Raw genomic sequence first — 19,475 nt, 5'->3', positions numbered from 1 at the left:
CTGCCCTTTTTTCAGTTACTCTATAAGCAAGCGGAGATTGTTGTCCCCAATTAAGATGGATTCCATGTTTTCTTCAATAGCGTATCTTACACTGGAAAGCAGGACGTTCTCTTGCAGAACATGATCAAAACGCTCCAACGCCTCTTTCAACACCAGATTGACATCGAGAACAAGATCAACTCGTTTATCAATAGGCAGCTCCAGCTTTTTACGATAATCCTGAATGGCACGTATGATTTCTCGTACAAGACCTTCCTGTTCCAATTCTTCCGTTATGGATGTATTTAAAGCTGCCGTGATCTGGTTACTGGAAGCTGAAGCAAACCCTTCTTTCGCTTGTTTTTCCACAAGCAACTCATCCAGTGTGAGATGGAGTTCCTCTCCCTCGATCGTTACTTCGAGAAAACCGTTATCGACCGCTTGTTTGGTTTCTGAAGTAGACAATTGCTTCAAATGGTTTTGCAGGGGGCCAACGAATTTACCGTACTTTTTCCCAGCTACCTTAAGATTCAGCTTCACATTGAAGTCAACAAACCCGCTGTCGCTTTGTTCTACACGGATTTTTTTAATGTTTATCTCATCTTTAATGATTTCCTCAAAACGACTTAGATCGAAGTTGTTATCGAGCGAAACGATCAACTCGGAGAGAGGCTGGCGTGTCTTGATACCTGTATCATTCCGAATAGTTCGAGCCAACTCAACGATCTGCCTTGCGGTTTCCATGTCATTCTCGAGCTTTATATCGATAGCTGATTGCATCACTGTTGGGTAATCAGCCAGATGAACGCTGCCTTCTCCGCCGAGGTTACCGTAAATGTCCTCGGCAATGAGCGGCGCATATGGCGCTATCATCCGCGAGAGTGTCAGCAGCACTTCACGCAGTGTTTGATACGCTGACACTTTATCAACGGTCATTTCACTGCCCCAGAAACGATCGCGAGAACGACGGATGTACCAGTTGCTCAGCTCGTCGACAAACATTTCGATTTGCTTCGCCGGGTTTAGAAAGTCGTTAATTTCCAAGCCCTTACTGACATTTTGCAGTGTGCTGTTTAGTCTTGATAATATCCAGCGATCCAATTCGTTCGCGTGCTTTTGAACCGGATGGTCTTCGTGCTTATACTGGTCAATCGTTGCATATAACGCATAAAAAGCATGTGTGTTATTGATCGTATCGACCACTTTGGATTTCGCTTCGGCAACAATTTGCTTAGAGAACCGTTTGCTGTTCCAAGGTGCGCTGTCTGACAGCAGGGCCCATCGAAACGCATCTGTCCCAAATTCATCGATGATTTCCCATGGATCGATGCCGTTACCTTTGCTTTTAGACATTTTTTGTCCGTTCTCGTCCAGTACATGTCCGGTAGAAAGAACGGCTTTGTAAGGCGATTTGCCATTATACAACGTTGAAACAGCAAGCAGACTGAAGAACCAGCCCCTTGTTTGGTCAATCCCTTCGCAGATCATATCCGCTGGGTACTGCTCATTAAACAACGTCTCATCTCCGAATGGATGATGATACTGCGCAAAAGGCATTGAACCGCTATCGAACCAGACGTCGATCACCTCAGGGGTTCTCTCCATGATGCCTCCACAAGAGCAGCGCAGTTTCACTTCATCGATGTAGGGCTTATGCAGCTCCAAGCTTTCGTCAATTGGCTTTACTGATTTTTCTCGCAAATCTTTGTGGCTTCCCGGTGCATACTCCACTCCGCAATCCCCACATAACCAAACGTTAAGCGGGGTCCCCCAATAACGATTACGGCTGATGTTCCAATCGACAAGCTCTTCAAGGAACTTGCCGAAGCGCCCTTCACGGATGTGGGAAGGGTACCAGTCGATTTTACTGTTGTTTTCGATCAATTGCTCTTTAATTGCGGTCGTTTTGATAAACCAGCTCTCCATCGCATAATAGAGCAGCGGGGATTTACAGCGCCAGCAGAAAGGGTAACTATGCTCATAGCGCTCTTTGGAAAATAGCAGGCTGCGTTCAGACAAGTTTTTCACGATATCGACGTCACAATCTTTGACGAAGCGTCCAGCGAAGTCAGTGATCTGATCATTGTAACGTCCTGCCAAGTTCACTACATTCACAAAATCCAGTTCGTGTCGACGGGCTGTTCGGTAATCATCTTCACCATGCGCCGGAGCAATATGAACGATACCCGTACCACTCGTATCCATAACATAGTCTGCGTCTACGACGATATGTCCTTTGGTGGGGCTAATATACCCAAAAGGAGGCTCGTAGGCAGTGCCGACGAATTCCAATCCTTTATGCACAGATAAGATTTCGTAGTCTTGTTTGAATACTTTTTCCGCGAGATTTTTCGCGACGATGTAAACTTCACCTTTTTGTTTCACTTTAACATAATCGATGTCTTTATTTACGGCCAACGCTACGTTCGCAGGTAGTGTCCATGGCGTCGTCGTCCAAGCCAGAAAGATTTCCTGTCCGTTTCTACTCCTGAATTTTACTGTGGCACTTAAATCTTTCACATCTTCATAGCCTTGAGCCACTTCGTGAGAACTGAGCGTTGTTTGACAATCCGGACAATAAGGGCTTACACGGTGCCCATTGTATAATAGCCCTTTGTTATGGATTTCGGATAAAATATGCCAAACACTCTCGATATAGTCGTTATCCAACGTAACATAGGGGTTATCCATATCCGTCCAGTATGCGATTGCTTCCGTCAGTTCACGCCATTGCTTTTCATATTCAAATACGCTGCTTTTGCATTTCTCAACAAATTCGGCTACTCCGTATTTTTCAATCTCTTGCTTTCCAGAGATACCAAGCTGCTTCTGCACACCAAGCTCGACGGGCAAGCCATGTGTGTCCCAACCAGCTTTGCGGATGACTTGGTACCCAGACATTGTTTTATAGCGGCAGATGAAATCTTTCACAACACGACCAAGCACGTGTCCGATATGGGGTGATCCATTTGCCGTTGGCGGTCCTTCGTAAAAGACGAAGTTCGCTTTACCTTTGCGGCTTTCGATGGATTTGCGGAATGTATCATTCAATCTCCATTGCTCAAGAACACGCAATTCGCGGGTTCTCGCTTTTTCTTTCACATCAATTTTTCTCATGTGTCATACACACTCCTCTATTAAAATGATAGGGGCTAACCATGAAACGATTTACAGAAAACAAAAAAATCCCGTCCCGTAAGGGACGAGATTACATCTCGCGATACCACCCTAGTTCCATCATGATCATAAAGATATGATCATGATAGCTCTCGTTCTACGTACTATCATACGCGGCCCTTGTAACGGCGGGATCCCGGGTCAGCTTACTAGAATTCCTTCAGCTTTCCTTCTCAGAGGGGATTTTCGGCTAAGTCTTGAATGTTGGCTTTCAGCGCAAGGCCAACTCTCTGGAAATCAAGGGGATTAGCGTACTCGTACTCGTCAATGAATTTACATGAATTAAGAACACTCAGTTAATTCATTTTTACATCAACTTCATTGAATGTCAAGTTCACTCACCTTCGTATTGCAACGTACCTACTTTATTCTTATTTGGACACCATTTGCCAGCCTTCACAGCACTGATCCCCTTCGCTTCTTCATAGACAAGATTCCCTCTGCTCCAGGTAGCCCGCACTTTACACCCCAGTTCCTTTCCTACATAAGGACTATGCTTATGACGATACAATAAGTGTTCTGTTTGCAGCACATATGGGGCATTCAATGAAATCATGACAAGATCTGCATCGGCGCCTAGGCGGATATCTCCTTTGTTAGGAAGAAGACCGAATCGCTCAGCCGGCGCGTAGGACAGCATATGACTTAACTGACTAAGCCCGATCCCCCGCTTCAAGTGTCCTTCATCAATCATAAGTTCTAGTGAGCTTTGTGCTCCCGATATGCCACCCCATGCTTCAAAGTAATTGCTAGATTCCTTCAATGTGCTTGGACTAGGGGAATGATCCGATGAAATCATATCAATATAACCAAGGCGCAAAGCCTCCCACAACCGTTCCTTCTCATCTTCACTACGCAGTGGAGGCGCACATTTGGCCGTAGGCCCTATTCGTTCTAAGTCATCCTCCGTTAGGATTAAATAGTGCGGACAAGTCTCCAGCGTCACGTTAACCCCGCGCCTCTTCGCATCCATAATGATCTTCACAGCAGCCTCGCTGCTGATATGAACGAAATGCAGGGGACACCCTGTCTGCTCTGCATAAAAGAGTGCTCGATTCACCGCTTCGAGCTCAGCAAGAATCGGGCGTGTGGACGTATAGTCTTTCGCCGTGACTTTGCCTTCTGCCTGTTTCTCCCGTCCTAAGCGTGAAACAAGTGACTCGCTTTCAGCATGAAGCGCCAGCACTCGGTTCATTCGCGCAATGCTCTTCATCCCTTCCCACAAGGTGAGGTCATCTACCTCACGAAATGCTTCCTCTCCCGGGTCACCCGGCGAAGACATGAAAGCTTTGAAACCAATGACACCAGCTTCGCTCATGGGCTCCAAATCATCCAGATGCCCCGGCACCAGTCCACCCCATATGGCGTAATCGACCGATGATTGTTCGCGAGCAGCTTCCAGCTTCATCTCCATCGCGGAGACGGTAACTGTTGGCGGAACGCCGTTAAGCGGCATGTCGATGTATGTGGTACATCCGCCTGCGGCTAATGCGGCAGAACCCGTGGCAAATCCTTCCCAGTCCCCCATTCCGGGTTCATTCAAGTGGACATGGACATCAATCATACCAGCCATGATGACCATGCCGGAAGCATCAACAACTTGCTCTGCTTCCAGCGTAATCCGCTCATCCAATCGCGAAATCTTGCCATTCTTAATACCTATATCCAAAAAACGGACTTCATCTCGCAAAACAACGGAGCCGTTTCGAATGATCACATCTAATAATTCGCTCACCCTGTTCACCTCGACTGTACTTACATTCATAATCTTCAGGACCGAAATAAGCATGCTGTCTCGACCCTGAACATGAACTTACTTATTTGAATTCAACTTTTACAAGTGATGAATCTACAGCTTTCAACAAGCTCAAATCATGGTAAGTATCTGGTTTCGGAATGGTTTTAATATTACCTACAGCTTTTAGATATTCACCTACGGCCGCACCGTTACTGCCATTTACGTAAGTATCATCTACTTCCATCGAGTATACATTTCGGCTCATGATTTGCGTCAGCTCTTCAACACTTAAGTGAAGCTCAGGAGCAAGAATCTTGATCGCTTCATCGCGGTTCTTGTTAATATAATCCGTCGCCTTTTTGAGACCAGCAAGCACGGCTTTAATCGTATTCGGATTTTTCTTAATAAAATCGTCTGAAACCTGCATCGTTGTATGAACGCTCATCCATTTCACATCGCCTTTTTTGTCAGGCAGCTCACTCTTCGTTCCGCTGAACAAGAACTTGCCTCCACCTTGAATCGCTTTGGTAATAAACGGTTCCCAACAAGCCAGGGCATCAATATCACCTTTTTGCAAAGCAATTACCGCATCACTTGGCGCTATATTGACGTATTTTATTTTGCTTACATCCACACCAAGCTCTTTACCCATATTATCAATTGCGATCTTCACGTCTGCTCCGTTGGGGATCCCAATTGTCTTGCCTTCTAAGTCTTTGGATGTCTTCAGTTCTAATTTCTTGGAACCGACGACAGCTTGCGTACCCGCAATTTGCGCTAGGGGTGTAACAATTTTCACAGGAACGTTCGATGATTTTAGAATAATGTCCATAAAATTCGTTTGAATCGAGAGTGGCGCGCTGCCGCCGGCAACCATCGGTCCGATATCCGGTCCGCTTTCAATCAGTTGACTGGTCACATTTAATCCAGTTTCTTTGAAATAGCCAAGCTTATCTGCAATAATTTGTTGAGAGGAAATCTGTGCATCACGTACGCCGACTAACGTAATATCTTTCATTTCCGGAACTGCCGCCGCGGCAGCCGTAGCTGCAGGTGTTGTTGTTGTCGCTGCAACAGCTGTTGTTGCTGCGGGAGCCGTTGTACTTGTCGTCGTTTGTTTGGAACTACATGCTGTCACTACCATAGCTGCCGTTACGAATACCAAGAAAGATTGAGCCCATATTCTTTTGTTTTTCATGTGTTTCCCTCCACTTTTCTTTCTCTTTTTTCGGGTCATCATTTGCTTCTATTTCTCAACAGCATCTCTCATGCCACCCTTACGCCACGCCAAGACCCTCCTTTCCAAAATTTTCACTAAGCCTGAAAACAAACTGTATGACAAGCCAATTAAAATAATGGCGACAAACATGTTGGAAATTTTGAAATAATTTCTGGCATCCACGATGATATAACCAAGCCCTGATTTCGCGCCCATCATTTCAGAGACAATTAAAGCCGAGAAAGACAGACCCAGACTGACCCGCGCACCTACAATAAAATTTGGAATCGCCGATGGAATCATAACCCGGGTAAAGATTTGCCGCTCTGAAGCGCCTAAACTAAGGGCAGATCGAATGAGTGTAGATGGCACTGACTTAAAACCGTCAACTGTATAAACAAGTACAGGAACGAATGTTGTCCAAGCTATTAGCAGAACTTTGGGAAACTCTCCGATACCGAACCAGATGATGAATAGCGGCAGCAAAGCCAAGGCTGGAATCGGACTTACGAGATTGAGGATTGGAGACATCCATCGTTCAAACGTTCGGAATTTGCTCATTAACACTCCGAACAATACAGCGAATAAGCAACCAATGACGAATCCCAAAGCAATACGAATTGAACTGGAAACTAAACTTTCTAACACGATCCCCGTCTTCGCCAGTACCCAGGCATCCGACACAATCAGGGTTGGTGGAGGTAGGAATATCGGATTAAACCAAGCAAATCTCTCATTTAACTGAGAAAACACTTCCCAAAGGACGAAAAAGGTAACGAACGGCATGATGTTCCATCTCTGCATAAAACTTTCTTTGTACCCTTTGCGCTTCTTCAGCTGCTCTACACGCTTAGTCCCAGTTGGAAGCAAATCACTGTCAGCAACGACCGTTACCGATGTTTCACTCATCAGATTGCCTCCTCTGTTTCATCTTCCATCAAAATCCGCTCGATGCTGCGCATCGCTTTACTAAATCCAGGAGATTCAAACGTGCGTGGATGCTCAATTTCGATGGAAAACGTCTCTGCAATTTCGCCATCCTTCATCACAACCACCCGATCAGCTAGATAGACTGCTTCGCTAATACTGTGAGTAACGAATAGGATAGTCGGTCTAAGCTTTGCACATATGCGCCTAAGCTCTCTACGCATCATGTCCCTGGTCAAAATATCGAGAGCACCGAATGGTTCATCCATCAACAAAATTTCTGGTGAGCTCGCAAGTGCTCTAGCAATTCCTACTCGCTGCTTCATACCGCCAGATAATTCGGCTGGATAATGATTCGCATAGGCTTCAAGTCCAACCAGACTCAGGAATTCCTTGCCGATTTCTTTGGCTTTCGCCTTGGACGCGCCTTGTACTTCAGGCCCAAATGAAATGTTTTCGAGAACATTGTACCAAGGGAACAAAGCATGATCCTGAAAGACCATTCCCCTTGATTTCGATGGGCCTTTTATCATCTCACCATCGACCTTTATTTCACCTTCATCAGGGAGCAAATATCCGGCCACCATATTCAGAAGTGTTGATTTACCGCAACCGCTATGCCCTAAGATACAAATAAATTCATGAGAATTCACCGTTAAGTCAACTTGTTTAAGCACGACGCGATCTCCAAAGCTCTTCCCCACTTGCTTCGCCGTTAATTTCATTCCCTCGCCCCTTCCATAGCTCTCAACTTTGTTCGAAGCATTTGCATGTTGTATGCAATTAACGCTCAACATCACACACAAGATTGTATACAATCTCTCGTAAAAAAATGGGCACAACTCATTTATCTTTTGACGGTTGCATAACTTCTGGACTTAAAAATATCTGTAAGTGAATGCGGCTTCACACCATGTTCTTCGAAATCCAAAGATGCTTCAATCTCGCTTAAATGTTCAACCATCAATCGTTCAGCTAAATCCGCATCCCCTAACTTAATGGCCGCTAAAATTTGCTCATGATCATGGCAATACCTATTTTTCTTCATCCCATAAAAGGCGATAATCACATAAGTGAGTGCAATCAATTCTTCCAAATAATGATAGTAGTAATAATTGCTCGCTAATTCAGCAATGCGGAGGTGGAAATCACCCGTAATTCGTAGAGCTCCCAGTAGATCACCCTGCTTATGCGCTTCATGCTCATCATCCAGCATTATTTTTAATTGTTGAAACTGATCGTCTGTCAACGTACCACACACTTTACGGATCGCCGCCGCTTCAATCACTCTGCGCATTTCGAACACTTCTTTAGCCTCATGTGTGGATGGGCAAGCAACAAAAGTACCTTTGTAAGGAATGACGGTTACTAACTTCTCACTCGCCAGTCGGCGGAGTACATTGCGTACAGGTGTGCGGCTCACTCCAAAAGATTCTGCCAGCACTTCTTCGACTAACTGCATATTGGGACGAAGCTTTTGTTCGATAATGGCATCCTTAATTGCGGTATACATGTCTAGTTCATTTGCTTGTAACATAAGGACCTGTTCTCCAATCCCCTGATGAATTGTTTAATTCACCATGATCGTAATGAAAATAAGATTTCATGTCAATATACATAACACTAAAAGCCTCATCTTTTAGAATAACAAACAATATATCACGTTAACTTTGTTTTCGATGATAAAAAATGGCTATTTACACTTGCATTTATTATATTTTTGTTCATACGATGTTATATTTTCTTACATACCCTCTTATAAAAGAGTTAAGCTGTTGCTTACGGCAGCAATTGCCACAGGAACCAAATTAAAATCTCCAATTATGAGCTGGGTTATGATAATCTAATTACAAACGAAGCTTTATCTGAAGCCCAAACAAGAGGAGCTGATCGCATGAGTACCAAACCGACTATTGCTGCGATTACTGTGCCATTTGATCTTGGAGCAGGTCGACGCGGAGCCAGCAAAGGACCGAAAGCCATTTTACAAGCAGGTCTAATTCGAGGTCTACAGCAAATGGATATCACAATCGATCATATTGCTGATATTCGTCTACCGGACGATAAAGCAACTCCCTTGGCAGCTGAAGTTGATCAAACCAACCTCAAGTATTTGGCTGAGGCTATCGAGGTAAATACACTACTGGCTAAGCAAGTCTCTCAGGTCGTGGAACAAGGACGCTTTCCTCTCGTCATTGGCGGCGATCATAGCATAGCTATCGGTACATTAGCTGGATTATCCGGCCATTATCAAAACTTAGGTATCATTTGGATCGATGCTCATTCGGACCTAAATTCAGCAGATACAAGTCCATCCGGTAATATTCATGGGATGTCATTGGCCGTCAGTCTAGGGATGGGGCATCCCTTATTGACAAGCATTATGGGCAGTCATGACAAAGTGAAAGCGGAGAATATCGTCCTTATTGCAGCACGCTCCCTCGATGAGGGCGAGAAGAAACTCATTCGTTCTTTGGGAATCAAATGCTATACCATGTATGATATAGATCGCAAAGGAATGGCTTACATTATGCAAGATGCCATTGACTATATAAGCAGTAAAACGGACGGCGTGCATGTTAGTTTTGACGTCGATTCTCTGGATCCGATTGAAGCACCTGGAACTGGCACGATTGTAAAAGGTGGACTTCATTACCGCGAAGCTCACTTAGCTGTTGAGATGCTGCATGAAGCAGGCATTGTGACCTCAGCCGAATTCGTTGAGGTGAATCCTCTTCTTGACGACAATAACAAAACATCCCACTTAGTCGTTGGCTTAATTAGCTCCTTGCTGGGCAAACAAATTTTATAGAATGAAAACAAAAACAAGACATTGATCCTCGTGAGTTCACTTAGGATCAATGTCTTGTTTACTGCACACTGCATCTGTAACCGTGCAGCCAAAGCTTAATCGACAGTTCGATATCTTCGAATCCCCAAACATTAAATCCTCGATCAAAGCCGTCCACATCAAAAAAAAGTACTCCTCTCCAGCGCCAAACAAGCACCAGGCAAGATCGGGGCTGGAAATACGGTCTCCCGCCACCTCCTCCATTTAACTGCCATATGCTTATTCAGTGTCTGGCCATAACCAATGAGCAAAGGCGCATGTGAACATACGATTCCCCGCGATACGGCATCCGAATGTCCGGATAAGATCGGTTTAAGCAAGCGGTCTATCCATAGATCTCCAAAGAATAGATGGGCATCGCAGAATAGAAATACTTGCCTATAGCCTGATCTGCCCCCTTATTTCTTGCCATCGCCGCACCTATACCATCGGTTTGGATCACTCTTACTTGCCCGCCATACAGATTAGATGCGATAAAATCACAGCAACCGTCAGAAGAGCCGTCATCCACTACGATGATTTCGAATGGGTATGCCGTTTTTACACGCAGTGCGGATTCGATTGTATTTTTGACATGGACGCCTTCATTTTCCGCGTCCAACTTTTGTCTGCTCCTTGTTTGTCCGTTTCAGGATAAGCCTTTTACTCATACGATATCGAAAGTTACCATAACGGATTGGGAGGGAAAACCTATTGCAAAAAGGTGTTACTGTTTGGTTTACAGGGCTTTCAGGTGCTGGGAAAACAACAATCAGCGGCTTAGTAGAAGCGGAGCTTAGGCAATCGGGCAAAAAGGTGGAAGCACTGGACGGCGATGTTGTGCGAAGGAACTTAACGGCTGATCTTGGTTTTTCTAAAGAGGATCGATTTACAAACATACAAAGAGTGGCCTATGTGGCGACGCTGCTTACCAGAAACGATATTATTGTTCTTGCGTCCTTTATATCCCCGTATCAGGAGATGAGGGATTATTGTCGGAAGGAGATCGGTTCTTTCATTGAGGTGTTTGTTAAATGCCCCTTAGAGGAATGTATCAGTAGGGATGTGAAAGGACTCTATAAAAAGGCACTGAAAGGGGAAATTTCGCATTTCACCGGAATTACGGATCACTTTGAAGAACCGATGAACCCCGATGTTGTCGTTGAAACAGGGGTTGAAACCCCGCAAGAGAGCGCTGCGATCATCATGGCTTATTTGGCGCGTAATCACTATGTATAAAGGCAATAGCCCTAGTCCTAAATTCAAAAGGACTAAGGCTGTATAAATCAGATTCTTACTCGGCAGCTCATGCTGAATTTATGTCTGCGCCCGCCAATAGTTCAATAAATCTTTCATTGTTTGTTCAAATGGAATTTCTGGTTTCCAACCGGTTTGTTGATGAAATACGCTGTAGTCACCTAGCAGAATCTCTACATCCGAAGGGCACAAACGGGCAGAGTCCTCCCGGATCTCAATATTAACCGTGCTAAATGATAATAATTGGTTCAACATTTCCTTGATGGTATAACAGGTTCCGGAAGCGATATTGTAACACTCTCCTGCTTCTCCTTTTTCAAGAGCATCCCAATAGGCTCGCACGACATCCCTGACATCCGTAAAGTCTCTCTTAGCCGTAAGATTGCCTACACGTAAGATTGGCTCTTGTTTACCCTTTTCAATATCGGCAATTTGCTTGGCAAAATTAGATGTGACGAAGTTCTCACCTCTGCGGGGTCCCGTATGATTGAAGGTTCGGGTTCTAACGACATGTATGGACGACAGTTCTAAAACACATATAGGAATTTATCTTGGATATTCTGGAAGAGTGAGCATGGATGGAGAAGGTATCGGAAGGTTTACTATTGAGAAGTAATGATACGGCTATTTATGTGACGGCAATACAGGAAAATTCTTTAGAGGTTGAGCGAATATTTGAACGACTATTAATTAAGTATCCGAGTTCACTAATCATAAAAATATCGGATGATATGGTCTGGATTAATGAGAATATTCCAGTACACGTATGGATCGTCCCTTATGTCGGCTTAGAATCAGCCATCCAATTCCAGACGCCCTATATTCTATGCTTACATGATTTGGTATATCTACACTTTAAGGAGCTTTATTATGCATTGTATCCAGACTTTTGTTATAGATTGGATGGTATCGTTCATAATGTTGTGGGAAACGCAGCTGCAGTCGTCTTCCCTTCCAACCATATTCGCAATACCGATGGACTGAACCATCTTACATTAAATATGAAAAAGACAAAGGTTATTCGCTTAACTGCTCCTGTTGAAGAGTATGCGTCATACTTTAGTATTTACAGCTCCGTATCTGCATAGCCCTAAATCAGCAGAAATTTCCGGAATACTAAACGGATGTAACGATATAGAGGCCCGTAACAGTGTTATTTTTCTAGATAGACTACCATCAAGTGATCTTCCGTCACTCTATAAATATGCTATAGCCACGATTGTGCCTACGCTCTTTGAGGGGAGCTGTCCCTTCCCCATATTGGAGTCTTTGGCAATGGATACCTCGGTTGCAATAGGTAGAATTGAGGTTACTGAAGAAGTTATTGCAGAAATGGATGCCTTTATAACTTTCGACCCTTATTCTGTGTGTGAAATCGAAAAAGCAATCCACGACCTCTGGATGCACAAAACAACCTTATTGCCTAGGCAAAAGCTCGCTATAAGTAATGTACTACAACGGAAATGGTCCGAGGTTGCGGGCGAGTATTACTCATTAATCCATCAAATAATGGATTCAAACTGATGGAGCACATGTACAACACTACAGCCCATGAAATTTATGATAGGCCTGACGAAACACTCACGCTGGATTAAACCAGACTACATCGGCACTTATGATTGGCCAAATGTTCAAGCATAACCGGAATATTTTATCATATAGATTCCGTACACGATTTTCTGGCAGCTGCAAATACCCCAACTTCATTTCCACAATATAAGGATAAATATAATCGTCGTATTCAACGCCTCTTAAATTGTATGGAAACGAATGAGTGGATTCTTTTTGTTCGCTCTGTTGCAACCTATGAGGAAGCTAACGAGCTTGAAAAGATATTATCAGGTCTCGTTAAACATCATTTTTGTATACTTCTGATTTTAAATCGGAGATTCTAATAAAGTTACGGAGAATAGCAGTAAATCTCAAAGCCGTCTTCCCATCCAATCCCCTCATGCTACAGTTTTTGCTTGTTGTAGTTTGCAAATAAAGGTAAAATGGAGACACAATCTTGGACAGGCATCACTACCAAAATACAAACCAAACGTGGAGAATACAATGAAAACCTTAAATCATTGGTACCTGAATCTCTTCCTGATCCTACTCTCTTCTTCCACAGTTGGGGTCTATTTTTTGTTCAAAAACCAAACCTATTTTGAGTTTCTTCTTTGGAACTTATTCCTCGCATGGATTCCGTACATCCTTGCTGCGGCAGCCTATTTTATACATACCCGAAAATCTACGATCTTCAGAAAGTTCATTTTAATCGTGGTCGGTTTAGCCTGGTTGTTATTCCTGCCAAACTCTCCGTATGTCATAACCGATTTTATACATTTAACGATTTTGAAGGACTCATATGTCCAAAAAGGAGCATTCTCCTTTGCCTATTGGTATGATTTTTTCATCATCTTCTTATTTGCATGGAACGGTCTATTGCTAGGGTGCAGCTCCATGTACATGATTCAAAAGATTTGGAAAGAGCGATTCAATCATGTTGTTTCATGGCTGATCATCGCAATGACCGCGCTTCTATCCGGGTACGGCATACTTTTGGGAAGAGAATATCGCTTAAACAGTTGGGACGCTTTACGCAATAACGGCATACTGGAAATCCTACGAGAAACTCTGCATCAAGATGCCATCATTTTCTGCTTATTAGTCGGATTTGTTATCATGACGGTTTACGTAACCTTTTATGTACTCGTAAATGGCTTAGGCAGTTCAAGAAACTCAAGTACATACATAAACGATAAAACAAGGAGATGATTGTTATTACAACCATTAAAGGTGTCACGCCCATTTTCAGAATGTTCGATGAGAGGAAGGCAAAGGAATTCTACATAGATTACTTGGGTTTTTCGTTAGGGTGGGAGCATCGTTTTGAGAGTGATATGCCCCTTTATATGGAGGTCAGTTTAGGTGAATGTAAATTACACTTATCTGAGCATTATGGGGATTGCAGCCCGGGTGCAGCGGTTCGAATAGAAATCGTGGACATAGAAGCATTTCATTCTAGCTTGATAAATAAAAAATATAGATATTCTCGCCCCGGTATAGAAACCAGCCCGTGGCATACCAAAGAAGTCTGCGTCACGGATCCGTTCGGGAATAAGCTGACTTTTTATGAACCGTTAAAAGACCATATGGATTAAGACCTCGCAGGCTGTAGTCCAGGAAGATGATGTAAAAAATGCCCCCAACTCATCTACCGATGGGTCGGGGGCGCTCGTTTTATGAGCAGGCTTTAGCCAGATGTCGTAGACTGCAAAGCTTCCTTCACCCAGATGCCCTAATCGGCAGGTTGCAGCAATCTATCACCAGCGATGCCCGGCGTGGTCATCTGTATGGGATTGAGGATTTCTTCAATCTCCTCAGGTGTAAGCAGCCCACGCTCTAGGATGAGCTCTTTGAGCGTCATACCAGTGCGAACAGCTTCTTTCACTAATTGCGCGGCGACTTCGTAGCCGAGATGCGGGTTCAAGGCTGTGACGATGCCAAAACTTTGCTCGACATAAGTCGCGCAGCGCTCGCGGTCGGCTTCCAAGCCCTCAATCGCAAAGCGCTCGAACACGTCAGCCGCGTTCCGCAGTATTTTCAGCGATTGTAGAAGGTTGAACGCAAGTACGGGGCCCATTACGTTAAGTTCGAATTGACCTGCTTCGCAGGCCAAGCAGATGGTATGGTCGTTGCCAATGACTTGGAACGCCACTTGATTCACAACCTCCGGCATAACAGGGTTTACTTTACCCGGCATAATGGAAGATCCTGGTTGTCTCGGCGGCAGTTTCAGTTCCCCTAAGCCTACGCGAGGACCTGAAGCCATTAATCGAATATCATTGCATATTTTTGAAAGGTTCACGGCGCATACTTTCAGGGAAGCGGATAGCTCCGTGTAGGCATCCATGTTTTGGGTGCCGTCGACCAAATGCTCGGCTAGTTCAATGGGTATGCCTACCTGCCCTTTTAGATGAAACATAACGCGTTCCACATACTCAGGTTTCGCATTAAGCCCTGTTCCTACAGCAGTAGCCCCCATATTAACGGTCAAAAGCCCCTTAGAAGCATGACGGATACGATTGATATCACGCTGGAGGACACGTGCATAAGCGCCGAATTCTTGGCCCATACGAATAGGAACTGCATCCTGGAGATGCGTTCGTCCCATTTTAATAACATCATCAAATTCCGTTTCCTTACGTGCAAAAGCACTCTGGAGTGAAATCATCGTCTCTATCAATTGTTCAGATAAACGGTACGCGGCAATTTTGATGGCGGTAGGGATAACGTCGTTTGTGGATTGCGACATGTTGACATGATTATTCGGATTACAATGGAAATAATTGCCCTTTTCCTCGCCAAGCAGCTCCAACGTCCGGTTAGCAAGCACTTCGTTCATGTTCATATTGATGGAGGTTCCCGCTCCGCCTTGAATAGAATCAACAATAAACTCCTCAAGCAACTGACCTTGTCTTACTTCTTCAGCGGCTTTGACTAATTGTTCACCGATTTTTTTGGGCAGCATGTGTGTTTCCATATTCGCTAATGCAGCCGCCCTTTTTACTTCTGCCAGAGCTGTAATGAGTTCTGCGTGAATTTTAACTCCCGTAATTGGAAAATTCTCTAATGCGCGCATCGTTTGAATGCCGTAATATGCTTGGGATGGAACTTGTTTTTCACCTATAAAGTCTTTTTCAATGCGATGAGTCATCGTACACACCATTCCTTTTTCTACAAAGTATATTGCTCGATGTTGCGAAGTAGGTGTTCCGAAAATCCTTCTATCTCAGTGCCGCTAGACCTATGTCTTTCATTTCCCCCATTAAGCTCTCGACAAGAAGCCGCGATTTCCTTAGCATCATCTTTCGATTGATGAGATACTTGCTGAACGCCGTGCATGGCATTCATAAGCGCTCATCTGAAGAATTCGCGACCGCTTTCAAGAATCCTGCACATATCTGACACGTCCTGTAATAAATTTTTGACCACTGATCAATTTAGCCCGCTTCTAATAATATTTCCTATTTTGACATTTCAAGTCTTCACATGTTGCAACATTACATAAGGATTTGCACATAATGATTGAACTTGGCCAATTTCGTGAAGACTTGTATCACTGTCTAAAGCAATGTATTTATATATGCTAGGAGAAGCACAACCGCATAGGGGATTTACCTCATAGGATTTATATTGCCACGTTCATGAGTTGATGAATACAATGGATTAAACAAGCTCGCTTTGTGAGACCTTCAGAAAGTTACAGAGAATGCCGGCGAGCTTGGCTTACAAGCTGCACGTCAGGGAGGAATTGTTATGGATACGACAAGTTCGATGATTATTGAAAAAACGGAAAAATACGGGGCTCGCAATTACCATCCGCTGCCAATCGTAATATCGAGAGCGGAAGGCGTATGGGTCGAGGATCCGGAAGGCAACCGCTACATGGATATGCTTAGCGCTTACTCCGCCTTAAATCAAGGACATCGTCATCCTCACATTCTGAGAGCGCTTCATGAGCAAGCCGAGAAGGTTACATTAACATCTAGAGCTTTCCATAGCGAGACGTTAGGTTCGTTTTATGAAAAATTAGCGAATTACACCGGTAAGCCGATGATTTTACCGATGAATACCGGTGCCGAAGCGGTCGAAACCGCAGTTAAGGCTGTTCGTCGTTGGGGCTATGAAGTGAAAGGGATCCCCGCCGATCAAGCTGAAATTATTGTCTGTGAAGGGAATTTCCACGGACGGACAGTCACGATCACTTCCTTCTCATCGTCGCCGGAATATCAACGCGGCTTCGGGCCTTTTACGCCGGGATTCCGCATCATTCCCTACGGGGATGCGGCGGCGCTTCGTGAAGCCATCGGGCCGAACACGGCGGGGTTCCTGTTCGAGCCTATTCAAGGCGAGGCTGGTATTGTGATTCCGCAGGCCGGTTACCTGCGGGAATGTTATGAGCTATGTCAGGCGAATAAGGTATTGTTCGTCGCGGACGAAATCCAGACGGGATTCGGCCGTACGGGTCGCCGCTTCGCTTGCGACTGGGAAGATGTAACGCCGAACCTGTACATCATGGGCAAGGCCCTCGGCGGCGGCGTGTTCCCGATCTCGGCGGTCGCCGGAGATCGAGAGGTTCTTGATGTTTTCGAGCCGGGTTCCCACGGCTCGACGTTCGGGGGTAATCCGCTCGGCTGCGCCGTCGCGATCGCGGCGCTGGAGGTCACCCTGAACGAGCGCCTCGCAGAGCGCTCGGATGAGCTTGGCGCTTATTTCCTGAAGCGGCTTCAGGAAATCCAATCTCCGCAGATTACGGAGATTCGCGGTCGTGGGCTGTTCATCGGCATTGACCTTAAGGTTTCAGCGCGTCCGTTCTGTGAAGAGCTGAAAGCGAAAGGTCTACTGTGCAAGGAGACACACGAGCACATCATTCGCTTGGCTCCGCCCCTTACGATTACGAAGGAAGAGCTCGATTGGGCTTGGCAGCAAGTAAATGACGTGCTGAATGAGGCTTAGCTCATCAAGAATAATAAGCAAAAATAAGCCCTCTAGCTTTTGTTGAAGCTGGAGGGCTTTGCTTTAAGAATGTTTTTCATCGTTAGCGAGTCACCCTTTGCGCACCTCTGCCACTTTAGCGATGAAAAACATCGTTACAGACCACATTCGCGCGCCACCACCACTTTAACAATGATAAACATCGTTACAGCACCCCCACTATTCTATACCCCTTCCCGCCAACCGATTCCGCAGGATTCTGTTTCTATTCTTTCACAAAAACAAGGGTCCCGAATCGATGCGGCATATGGAAATCGACTTTCCCTGTGGGGGACCAAGCCCAGTAATGTCGATTTCCTTCTATATCATCATCAATTCTATATAAATTCCAACGCCATTCAGCGCCATGCTGAGGTGTCCGGTTTCCCCCATGCTCTTGCTCTTGCTTTTGCTCCTGCTCTTGCTCCAGCTTTTGCTCCTGCCCCCGCTCCCGATCCAAATCTGCAAAAGGAATTCGCAGATCATAAGTCTTCCACCCATCAGCCCCGTCCAAAACCTCGGTATGCATTCCCTTCGCATCCCATGCAACATCTATCTCTTTATCCCCACCGTTATAATGGATCAAAGCATCGAATACGACGTTGCGCGGACTCACTTCGAACTCGTAATAAACCGCTCCGGTACCGCTTTTATCAATAAAAACCTCAACCACATCTTCCAAATAAATAGGATCATCTCGTCGCTCCATCGTTGCCACGACGTGATCATCCTCGCATTCGAATCGTATATGCAAAGCATCAGTTGTCCAACACGCGCGAAAGCGAGTCTTGAGCCGCGGCTTCTCTCCCGTTACAACTTCCCTTAAATAAGGGGCCTCAACCTCAATATCTTCCCACTTCCGTATCCCGTTCTCTGCATCGATATAGCGACATTCATATCTCATCCGTTCCGTCATCCTCGCTCCCTATTAACTCTTGTACACAATATTAATATCATACTCGTTATGTAGAAAGCTAGAAATTTGATCCCGAGATTCCGACTTCACGTCCTTTAACCAGGATGCGTCCAACTTATCGATGACTTCCATTCTTAAATTCTCGTATTTCGACTTCGCTTTTTCAATTCTAGTCACACGATTTCTTGTAAATAGGAACAAAGAGATACAAGCAAGGAGCGAACCCGATAGAAGCCTATTAGAAATAAGCAAATCTAGGATGGCTAATGCATTGCCGCCTGAAACTAATAAAACCTTTCGATAGAAAGAGATAATGAAATAAAGAATCAGGCCACCTGTTAGAATGGCGAATAAAGGTTGCGTATCTTTGAGCTTGTCCCATTCCTGCTTCCTATCCCGAAGTTTGTAGAGTATCTTGATCGCATCGTCACTTAGATTAAGTTCAGGCCATTGCATAACGCATTCCCCCTCTCTAGCATCTTATGCTTGGTCACTGCTATTCTTTCCAAAAAAAAAGACCAGCAGCATCTCTCTTCACGCTAGGGCGAAGATGCTATTGATCTTTTAAATTTTACTAGAAACGTTTTTTCCCAACTAAAAACTTTTTATTTCCTTTTTTAACTGTCACAGGCACATGCTTATAGCTGCGCACCATCTGATTTTTACATAATGGACAAGTCGGTAAAGCTTCCGTAACGAATTCTTTGCGAACCCACGCTTTACAATCTGTCTCTTTACATTTCCAAATTTCAATCTGTTCGACTTCTGGCTTTTGTTCTTCCGTCACGGTACTTGTTGGTGTTGACATTCAGTTATGTGCTCCCTGCTTCGTAGATTAGACTACTTATTATTATACAGATCAGATCGAATATCAAGTCTTTCTCGTGTTCAAACTTATTTACCGATG

20 protein-coding genes, 1 pseudogene and 1 other annotated feature are annotated in these 19,475 nt (G+C 44.7%); of the genes and pseudogenes, 8 read left to right on the top strand and 13 right to left on the bottom strand.

From position 1 onward, the window contains the following. Nucleotides 1-15: 15 nt before the first annotated feature. From ileS to QFZ80_RS04385, 6 genes are all read right to left on the bottom strand, one after another. Nucleotides 16-3,096: an isoleucine--tRNA ligase gene (gene ileS, locus QFZ80_RS04410; protein ID WP_307557453.1), complete on the bottom strand. Its 3,081-nt coding sequence runs from the start codon at nt 3,094-3,096 to the stop codon at nt 16-18. 78 nt (nt 3,097-3,174) lie between these two features. Further along, nucleotides 3,175-3,433, bottom strand: a binding site (T-box leader). Nucleotides 3,434-3,490: 57 nt separating this feature from the next. Continuing rightward, complete coding sequence (locus QFZ80_RS04405) at nt 3,491-4,891, bottom strand: allantoinase (protein WP_307548512.1); 1,401 nt, start codon at nt 4,889-4,891, stop codon at nt 3,491-3,493. An 82-nt stretch (nt 4,892-4,973) separates the two neighbouring features. Next, nucleotides 4,974-6,038 (bottom strand): ABC transporter substrate-binding protein, encoded by a 1,065-nt coding sequence (locus QFZ80_RS04400; RefSeq protein ID WP_373460370.1) that lies wholly within the window; start codon nt 6,036-6,038, stop codon nt 4,974-4,976. A 102-nt stretch (nt 6,039-6,140) separates the two neighbouring features. Beyond that, complete coding sequence (locus QFZ80_RS04395) at nt 6,141-7,022, bottom strand: ABC transporter permease (RefSeq protein ID WP_307548516.1); 882 nt, start codon at nt 7,020-7,022, stop codon at nt 6,141-6,143. Beyond that, nucleotides 7,022-7,765 carry an ABC transporter ATP-binding protein gene (locus tag QFZ80_RS04390; RefSeq protein WP_307440174.1) on the bottom strand — a complete coding sequence of 248 codons (744 nt, stop codon included), beginning with the start codon at nt 7,763-7,765 and terminating at the stop codon, nt 7,022-7,024. The genes QFZ80_RS04395 and QFZ80_RS04390 overlap by 1 nt, the downstream gene beginning before the upstream one ends. A 122-nt stretch (nt 7,766-7,887) precedes the next feature. Further along, nucleotides 7,888-8,577, bottom strand: a complete 690-nt coding sequence (locus QFZ80_RS04385; RefSeq protein WP_307548518.1) for a GntR family transcriptional regulator — start codon at nt 8,575-8,577, stop codon at nt 7,888-7,890. Nucleotides 8,578-8,934: 357 nt separating this feature from the next. On the opposite strand from QFZ80_RS04385, the gene rocF reads away from it, so the two are divergent. Next, nucleotides 8,935-9,852, top strand: coding sequence for an arginase (rocF, locus tag QFZ80_RS04380; protein WP_307548520.1), 918 nt, complete (start codon nt 8,935-8,937; stop codon nt 9,850-9,852). Between the two features lie 58 nt (nt 9,853-9,910). Here rocF and QFZ80_RS38805 read toward each other — a convergent pair whose 3' ends face one another. After that, nucleotides 9,911-10,009, bottom strand: a complete 99-nt coding sequence (locus QFZ80_RS38805) for a galactosyltransferase-related protein (RefSeq protein ID WP_373460010.1) — start codon at nt 10,007-10,009, stop codon at nt 9,911-9,913. Between the two features lie 207 nt (nt 10,010-10,216). Then, on the bottom strand, nt 10,217-10,492 hold the full coding sequence (locus QFZ80_RS04370; protein WP_307548524.1) for a glycosyltransferase family 2 protein: 276 nt from the start codon (nt 10,490-10,492) through the stop codon (nt 10,217-10,219). A 92-nt stretch (nt 10,493-10,584) separates the two neighbouring features. Between QFZ80_RS04370 and cysC the strand changes: the two genes are divergently transcribed. Beyond that, nucleotides 10,585-11,109: an adenylyl-sulfate kinase gene (gene cysC / locus QFZ80_RS04365; RefSeq protein WP_307548526.1), complete on the top strand. Its 525-nt coding sequence runs from the start codon at nt 10,585-10,587 to the stop codon at nt 11,107-11,109. 78 nt (nt 11,110-11,187) lie between these two features. Here the strand turns inward: cysC and QFZ80_RS04360 are convergent. Beyond that, nucleotides 11,188-11,643: pseudogene (locus QFZ80_RS04360) on the bottom strand (GDP-mannose 4,6-dehydratase); the annotation flags it as partial. Between the two features lie 62 nt (nt 11,644-11,705). Here QFZ80_RS04360 and QFZ80_RS04355 point away from each other — a divergent pair. The 5 genes from QFZ80_RS04355 to QFZ80_RS04335 all read left to right on the top strand — a co-directional run bounded on the left by QFZ80_RS04355 (nt 11,706) and on the right by QFZ80_RS04335 (nt 14,276). Next, nucleotides 11,706-12,215, top strand: coding sequence for a hypothetical protein (locus tag QFZ80_RS04355; RefSeq protein ID WP_307548527.1), 510 nt, complete (start codon nt 11,706-11,708; stop codon nt 12,213-12,215). Next, complete coding sequence (locus QFZ80_RS38800; protein ID WP_373460009.1) at nt 12,175-12,651, top strand: glycosyltransferase; 477 nt, start codon at nt 12,175-12,177, stop codon at nt 12,649-12,651. The genes QFZ80_RS04355 and QFZ80_RS38800 overlap by 41 nt, the downstream gene beginning before the upstream one ends. A 95-nt stretch (nt 12,652-12,746) precedes the next feature. Continuing rightward, a complete protein-coding gene (locus QFZ80_RS04345) occupies nt 12,747-13,022 on the top strand; it encodes a DUF1796 family putative cysteine peptidase (RefSeq protein ID WP_307557448.1) in 276 nt (91 codons plus the stop codon). Between the two features lie 160 nt (nt 13,023-13,182). Beyond that, nucleotides 13,183-13,890 (top strand): DUF1361 domain-containing protein, encoded by a 708-nt coding sequence (locus QFZ80_RS04340; RefSeq protein WP_307548531.1) that lies wholly within the window; start codon nt 13,183-13,185, stop codon nt 13,888-13,890. Then, nucleotides 13,887-14,276 carry a glyoxalase superfamily protein gene (locus QFZ80_RS04335; RefSeq protein WP_307557446.1) on the top strand — a complete coding sequence of 130 codons (390 nt, stop codon included), beginning with the start codon at nt 13,887-13,889 and terminating at the stop codon, nt 14,274-14,276. The genes QFZ80_RS04340 and QFZ80_RS04335 overlap by 4 nt, the downstream gene beginning before the upstream one ends. Before the next feature lie 137 nt (nt 14,277-14,413). On the opposite strand, the gene QFZ80_RS04330 is transcribed toward QFZ80_RS04335, so the two are convergent. Then, nucleotides 14,414-15,832: an aspartate ammonia-lyase gene (locus QFZ80_RS04330; protein WP_307548535.1), complete on the bottom strand. Its 1,419-nt coding sequence runs from the start codon at nt 15,830-15,832 to the stop codon at nt 14,414-14,416. A 602-nt stretch (nt 15,833-16,434) separates the two neighbouring features. Between QFZ80_RS04330 and QFZ80_RS04325 the strand changes: the two genes are divergently transcribed. Continuing rightward, nucleotides 16,435-17,634, top strand: coding sequence for an ornithine--oxo-acid transaminase (locus QFZ80_RS04325; protein ID WP_307557444.1), 1,200 nt, complete (start codon nt 16,435-16,437; stop codon nt 17,632-17,634). Between the two features lie 244 nt (nt 17,635-17,878). Here QFZ80_RS04325 and QFZ80_RS04320 read toward each other — a convergent pair whose 3' ends face one another. The 3 genes from QFZ80_RS04320 to QFZ80_RS04310 form a co-directional block, all read right to left on the bottom strand. After that, on the bottom strand, nt 17,879-18,556 hold the full coding sequence (locus QFZ80_RS04320) for a carbohydrate-binding family 9-like protein (protein ID WP_307557442.1): 678 nt from the start codon (nt 18,554-18,556) through the stop codon (nt 17,879-17,881). Between the two features lie 24 nt (nt 18,557-18,580). Next, nucleotides 18,581-19,024: a DUF2663 family protein gene (locus QFZ80_RS04315; RefSeq protein ID WP_307557440.1), complete on the bottom strand. Its 444-nt coding sequence runs from the start codon at nt 19,022-19,024 to the stop codon at nt 18,581-18,583. Nucleotides 19,025-19,142: 118 nt separating this feature from the next. Beyond that, nucleotides 19,143-19,376 (bottom strand): cold-inducible protein YdjO-related protein, encoded by a 234-nt coding sequence (locus QFZ80_RS04310; protein WP_307440156.1) that lies wholly within the window; start codon nt 19,374-19,376, stop codon nt 19,143-19,145. Between the last annotated feature and the right edge of the window lie 99 nt (nt 19,377-19,475).

The organism is Paenibacillus sp. V4I7 (assembly GCF_030817275.1).
GTDB lineage: Bacteria > Bacillota > Bacilli > Paenibacillales > NBRC-103111 > Paenibacillus_E.
This window is presented reverse-complemented; position numbering and strand designations above follow the sequence as displayed.

Excerpts from the sequence above, each read along its gene's own strand:
- QFZ80_RS04330 (WP_307548535.1), bottom strand. The coding sequence starts at position 15,832 with ATGACTCATCGCATTGAAAAAGACTTTATAGGTGAAAAACAAGTTCCA.
- QFZ80_RS04320 (WP_307557442.1), bottom strand. The coding sequence starts at position 18,556 with ATGAGATATGAATGTCGCTATATCGATGCAGAGAACGGGATACGGAAG.
- QFZ80_RS04325 (WP_307557444.1), top strand. The coding sequence starts at position 16,435 with ATGGATACGACAAGTTCGATGATTATTGAAAAAACGGAAAAATACGGG.
- QFZ80_RS04355 (WP_307548527.1), top strand. The coding sequence starts at position 11,706 with ATGGAGAAGGTATCGGAAGGTTTACTATTGAGAAGTAATGATACGGCT.
- QFZ80_RS04400 (WP_373460370.1), bottom strand. The coding sequence starts at position 6,038 with ATGGTAGTGACAGCATGTAGTTCCAAACAAACGACGACAAGTACAACG.
- ileS (WP_307557453.1), bottom strand. The coding sequence starts at position 3,096 with ATGAGAAAAATTGATGTGAAAGAAAAAGCGAGAACCCGCGAATTGCGT.
- QFZ80_RS04310 (WP_307440156.1), bottom strand. The coding sequence starts at position 19,376 with ATGTCAACACCAACAAGTACCGTGACGGAAGAACAAAAGCCAGAAGTC.
- QFZ80_RS04395 (WP_307548516.1), bottom strand. The coding sequence starts at position 7,022 with ATGAGTGAAACATCGGTAACGGTCGTTGCTGACAGTGATTTGCTTCCA.
- QFZ80_RS04385 (WP_307548518.1), bottom strand. The coding sequence starts at position 8,577 with ATGTTACAAGCAAATGAACTAGACATGTATACCGCAATTAAGGATGCC.
- QFZ80_RS38800 (WP_373460009.1), top strand. The coding sequence starts at position 12,175 with ATGCGTCATACTTTAGTATTTACAGCTCCGTATCTGCATAGCCCTAAA.
- QFZ80_RS04390 (WP_307440174.1), bottom strand. The coding sequence starts at position 7,765 with ATGAAATTAACGGCGAAGCAAGTGGGGAAGAGCTTTGGAGATCGCGTC.
- QFZ80_RS04340 (WP_307548531.1), top strand. The coding sequence starts at position 13,183 with ATGAAAACCTTAAATCATTGGTACCTGAATCTCTTCCTGATCCTACTC.
- rocF (WP_307548520.1), top strand. The coding sequence starts at position 8,935 with ATGAGTACCAAACCGACTATTGCTGCGATTACTGTGCCATTTGATCTT.
- QFZ80_RS04335 (WP_307557446.1), top strand. The coding sequence starts at position 13,887 with ATGATTGTTATTACAACCATTAAAGGTGTCACGCCCATTTTCAGAATG.
- QFZ80_RS04315 (WP_307557440.1), bottom strand. The coding sequence starts at position 19,024 with ATGCAATGGCCTGAACTTAATCTAAGTGACGATGCGATCAAGATACTC.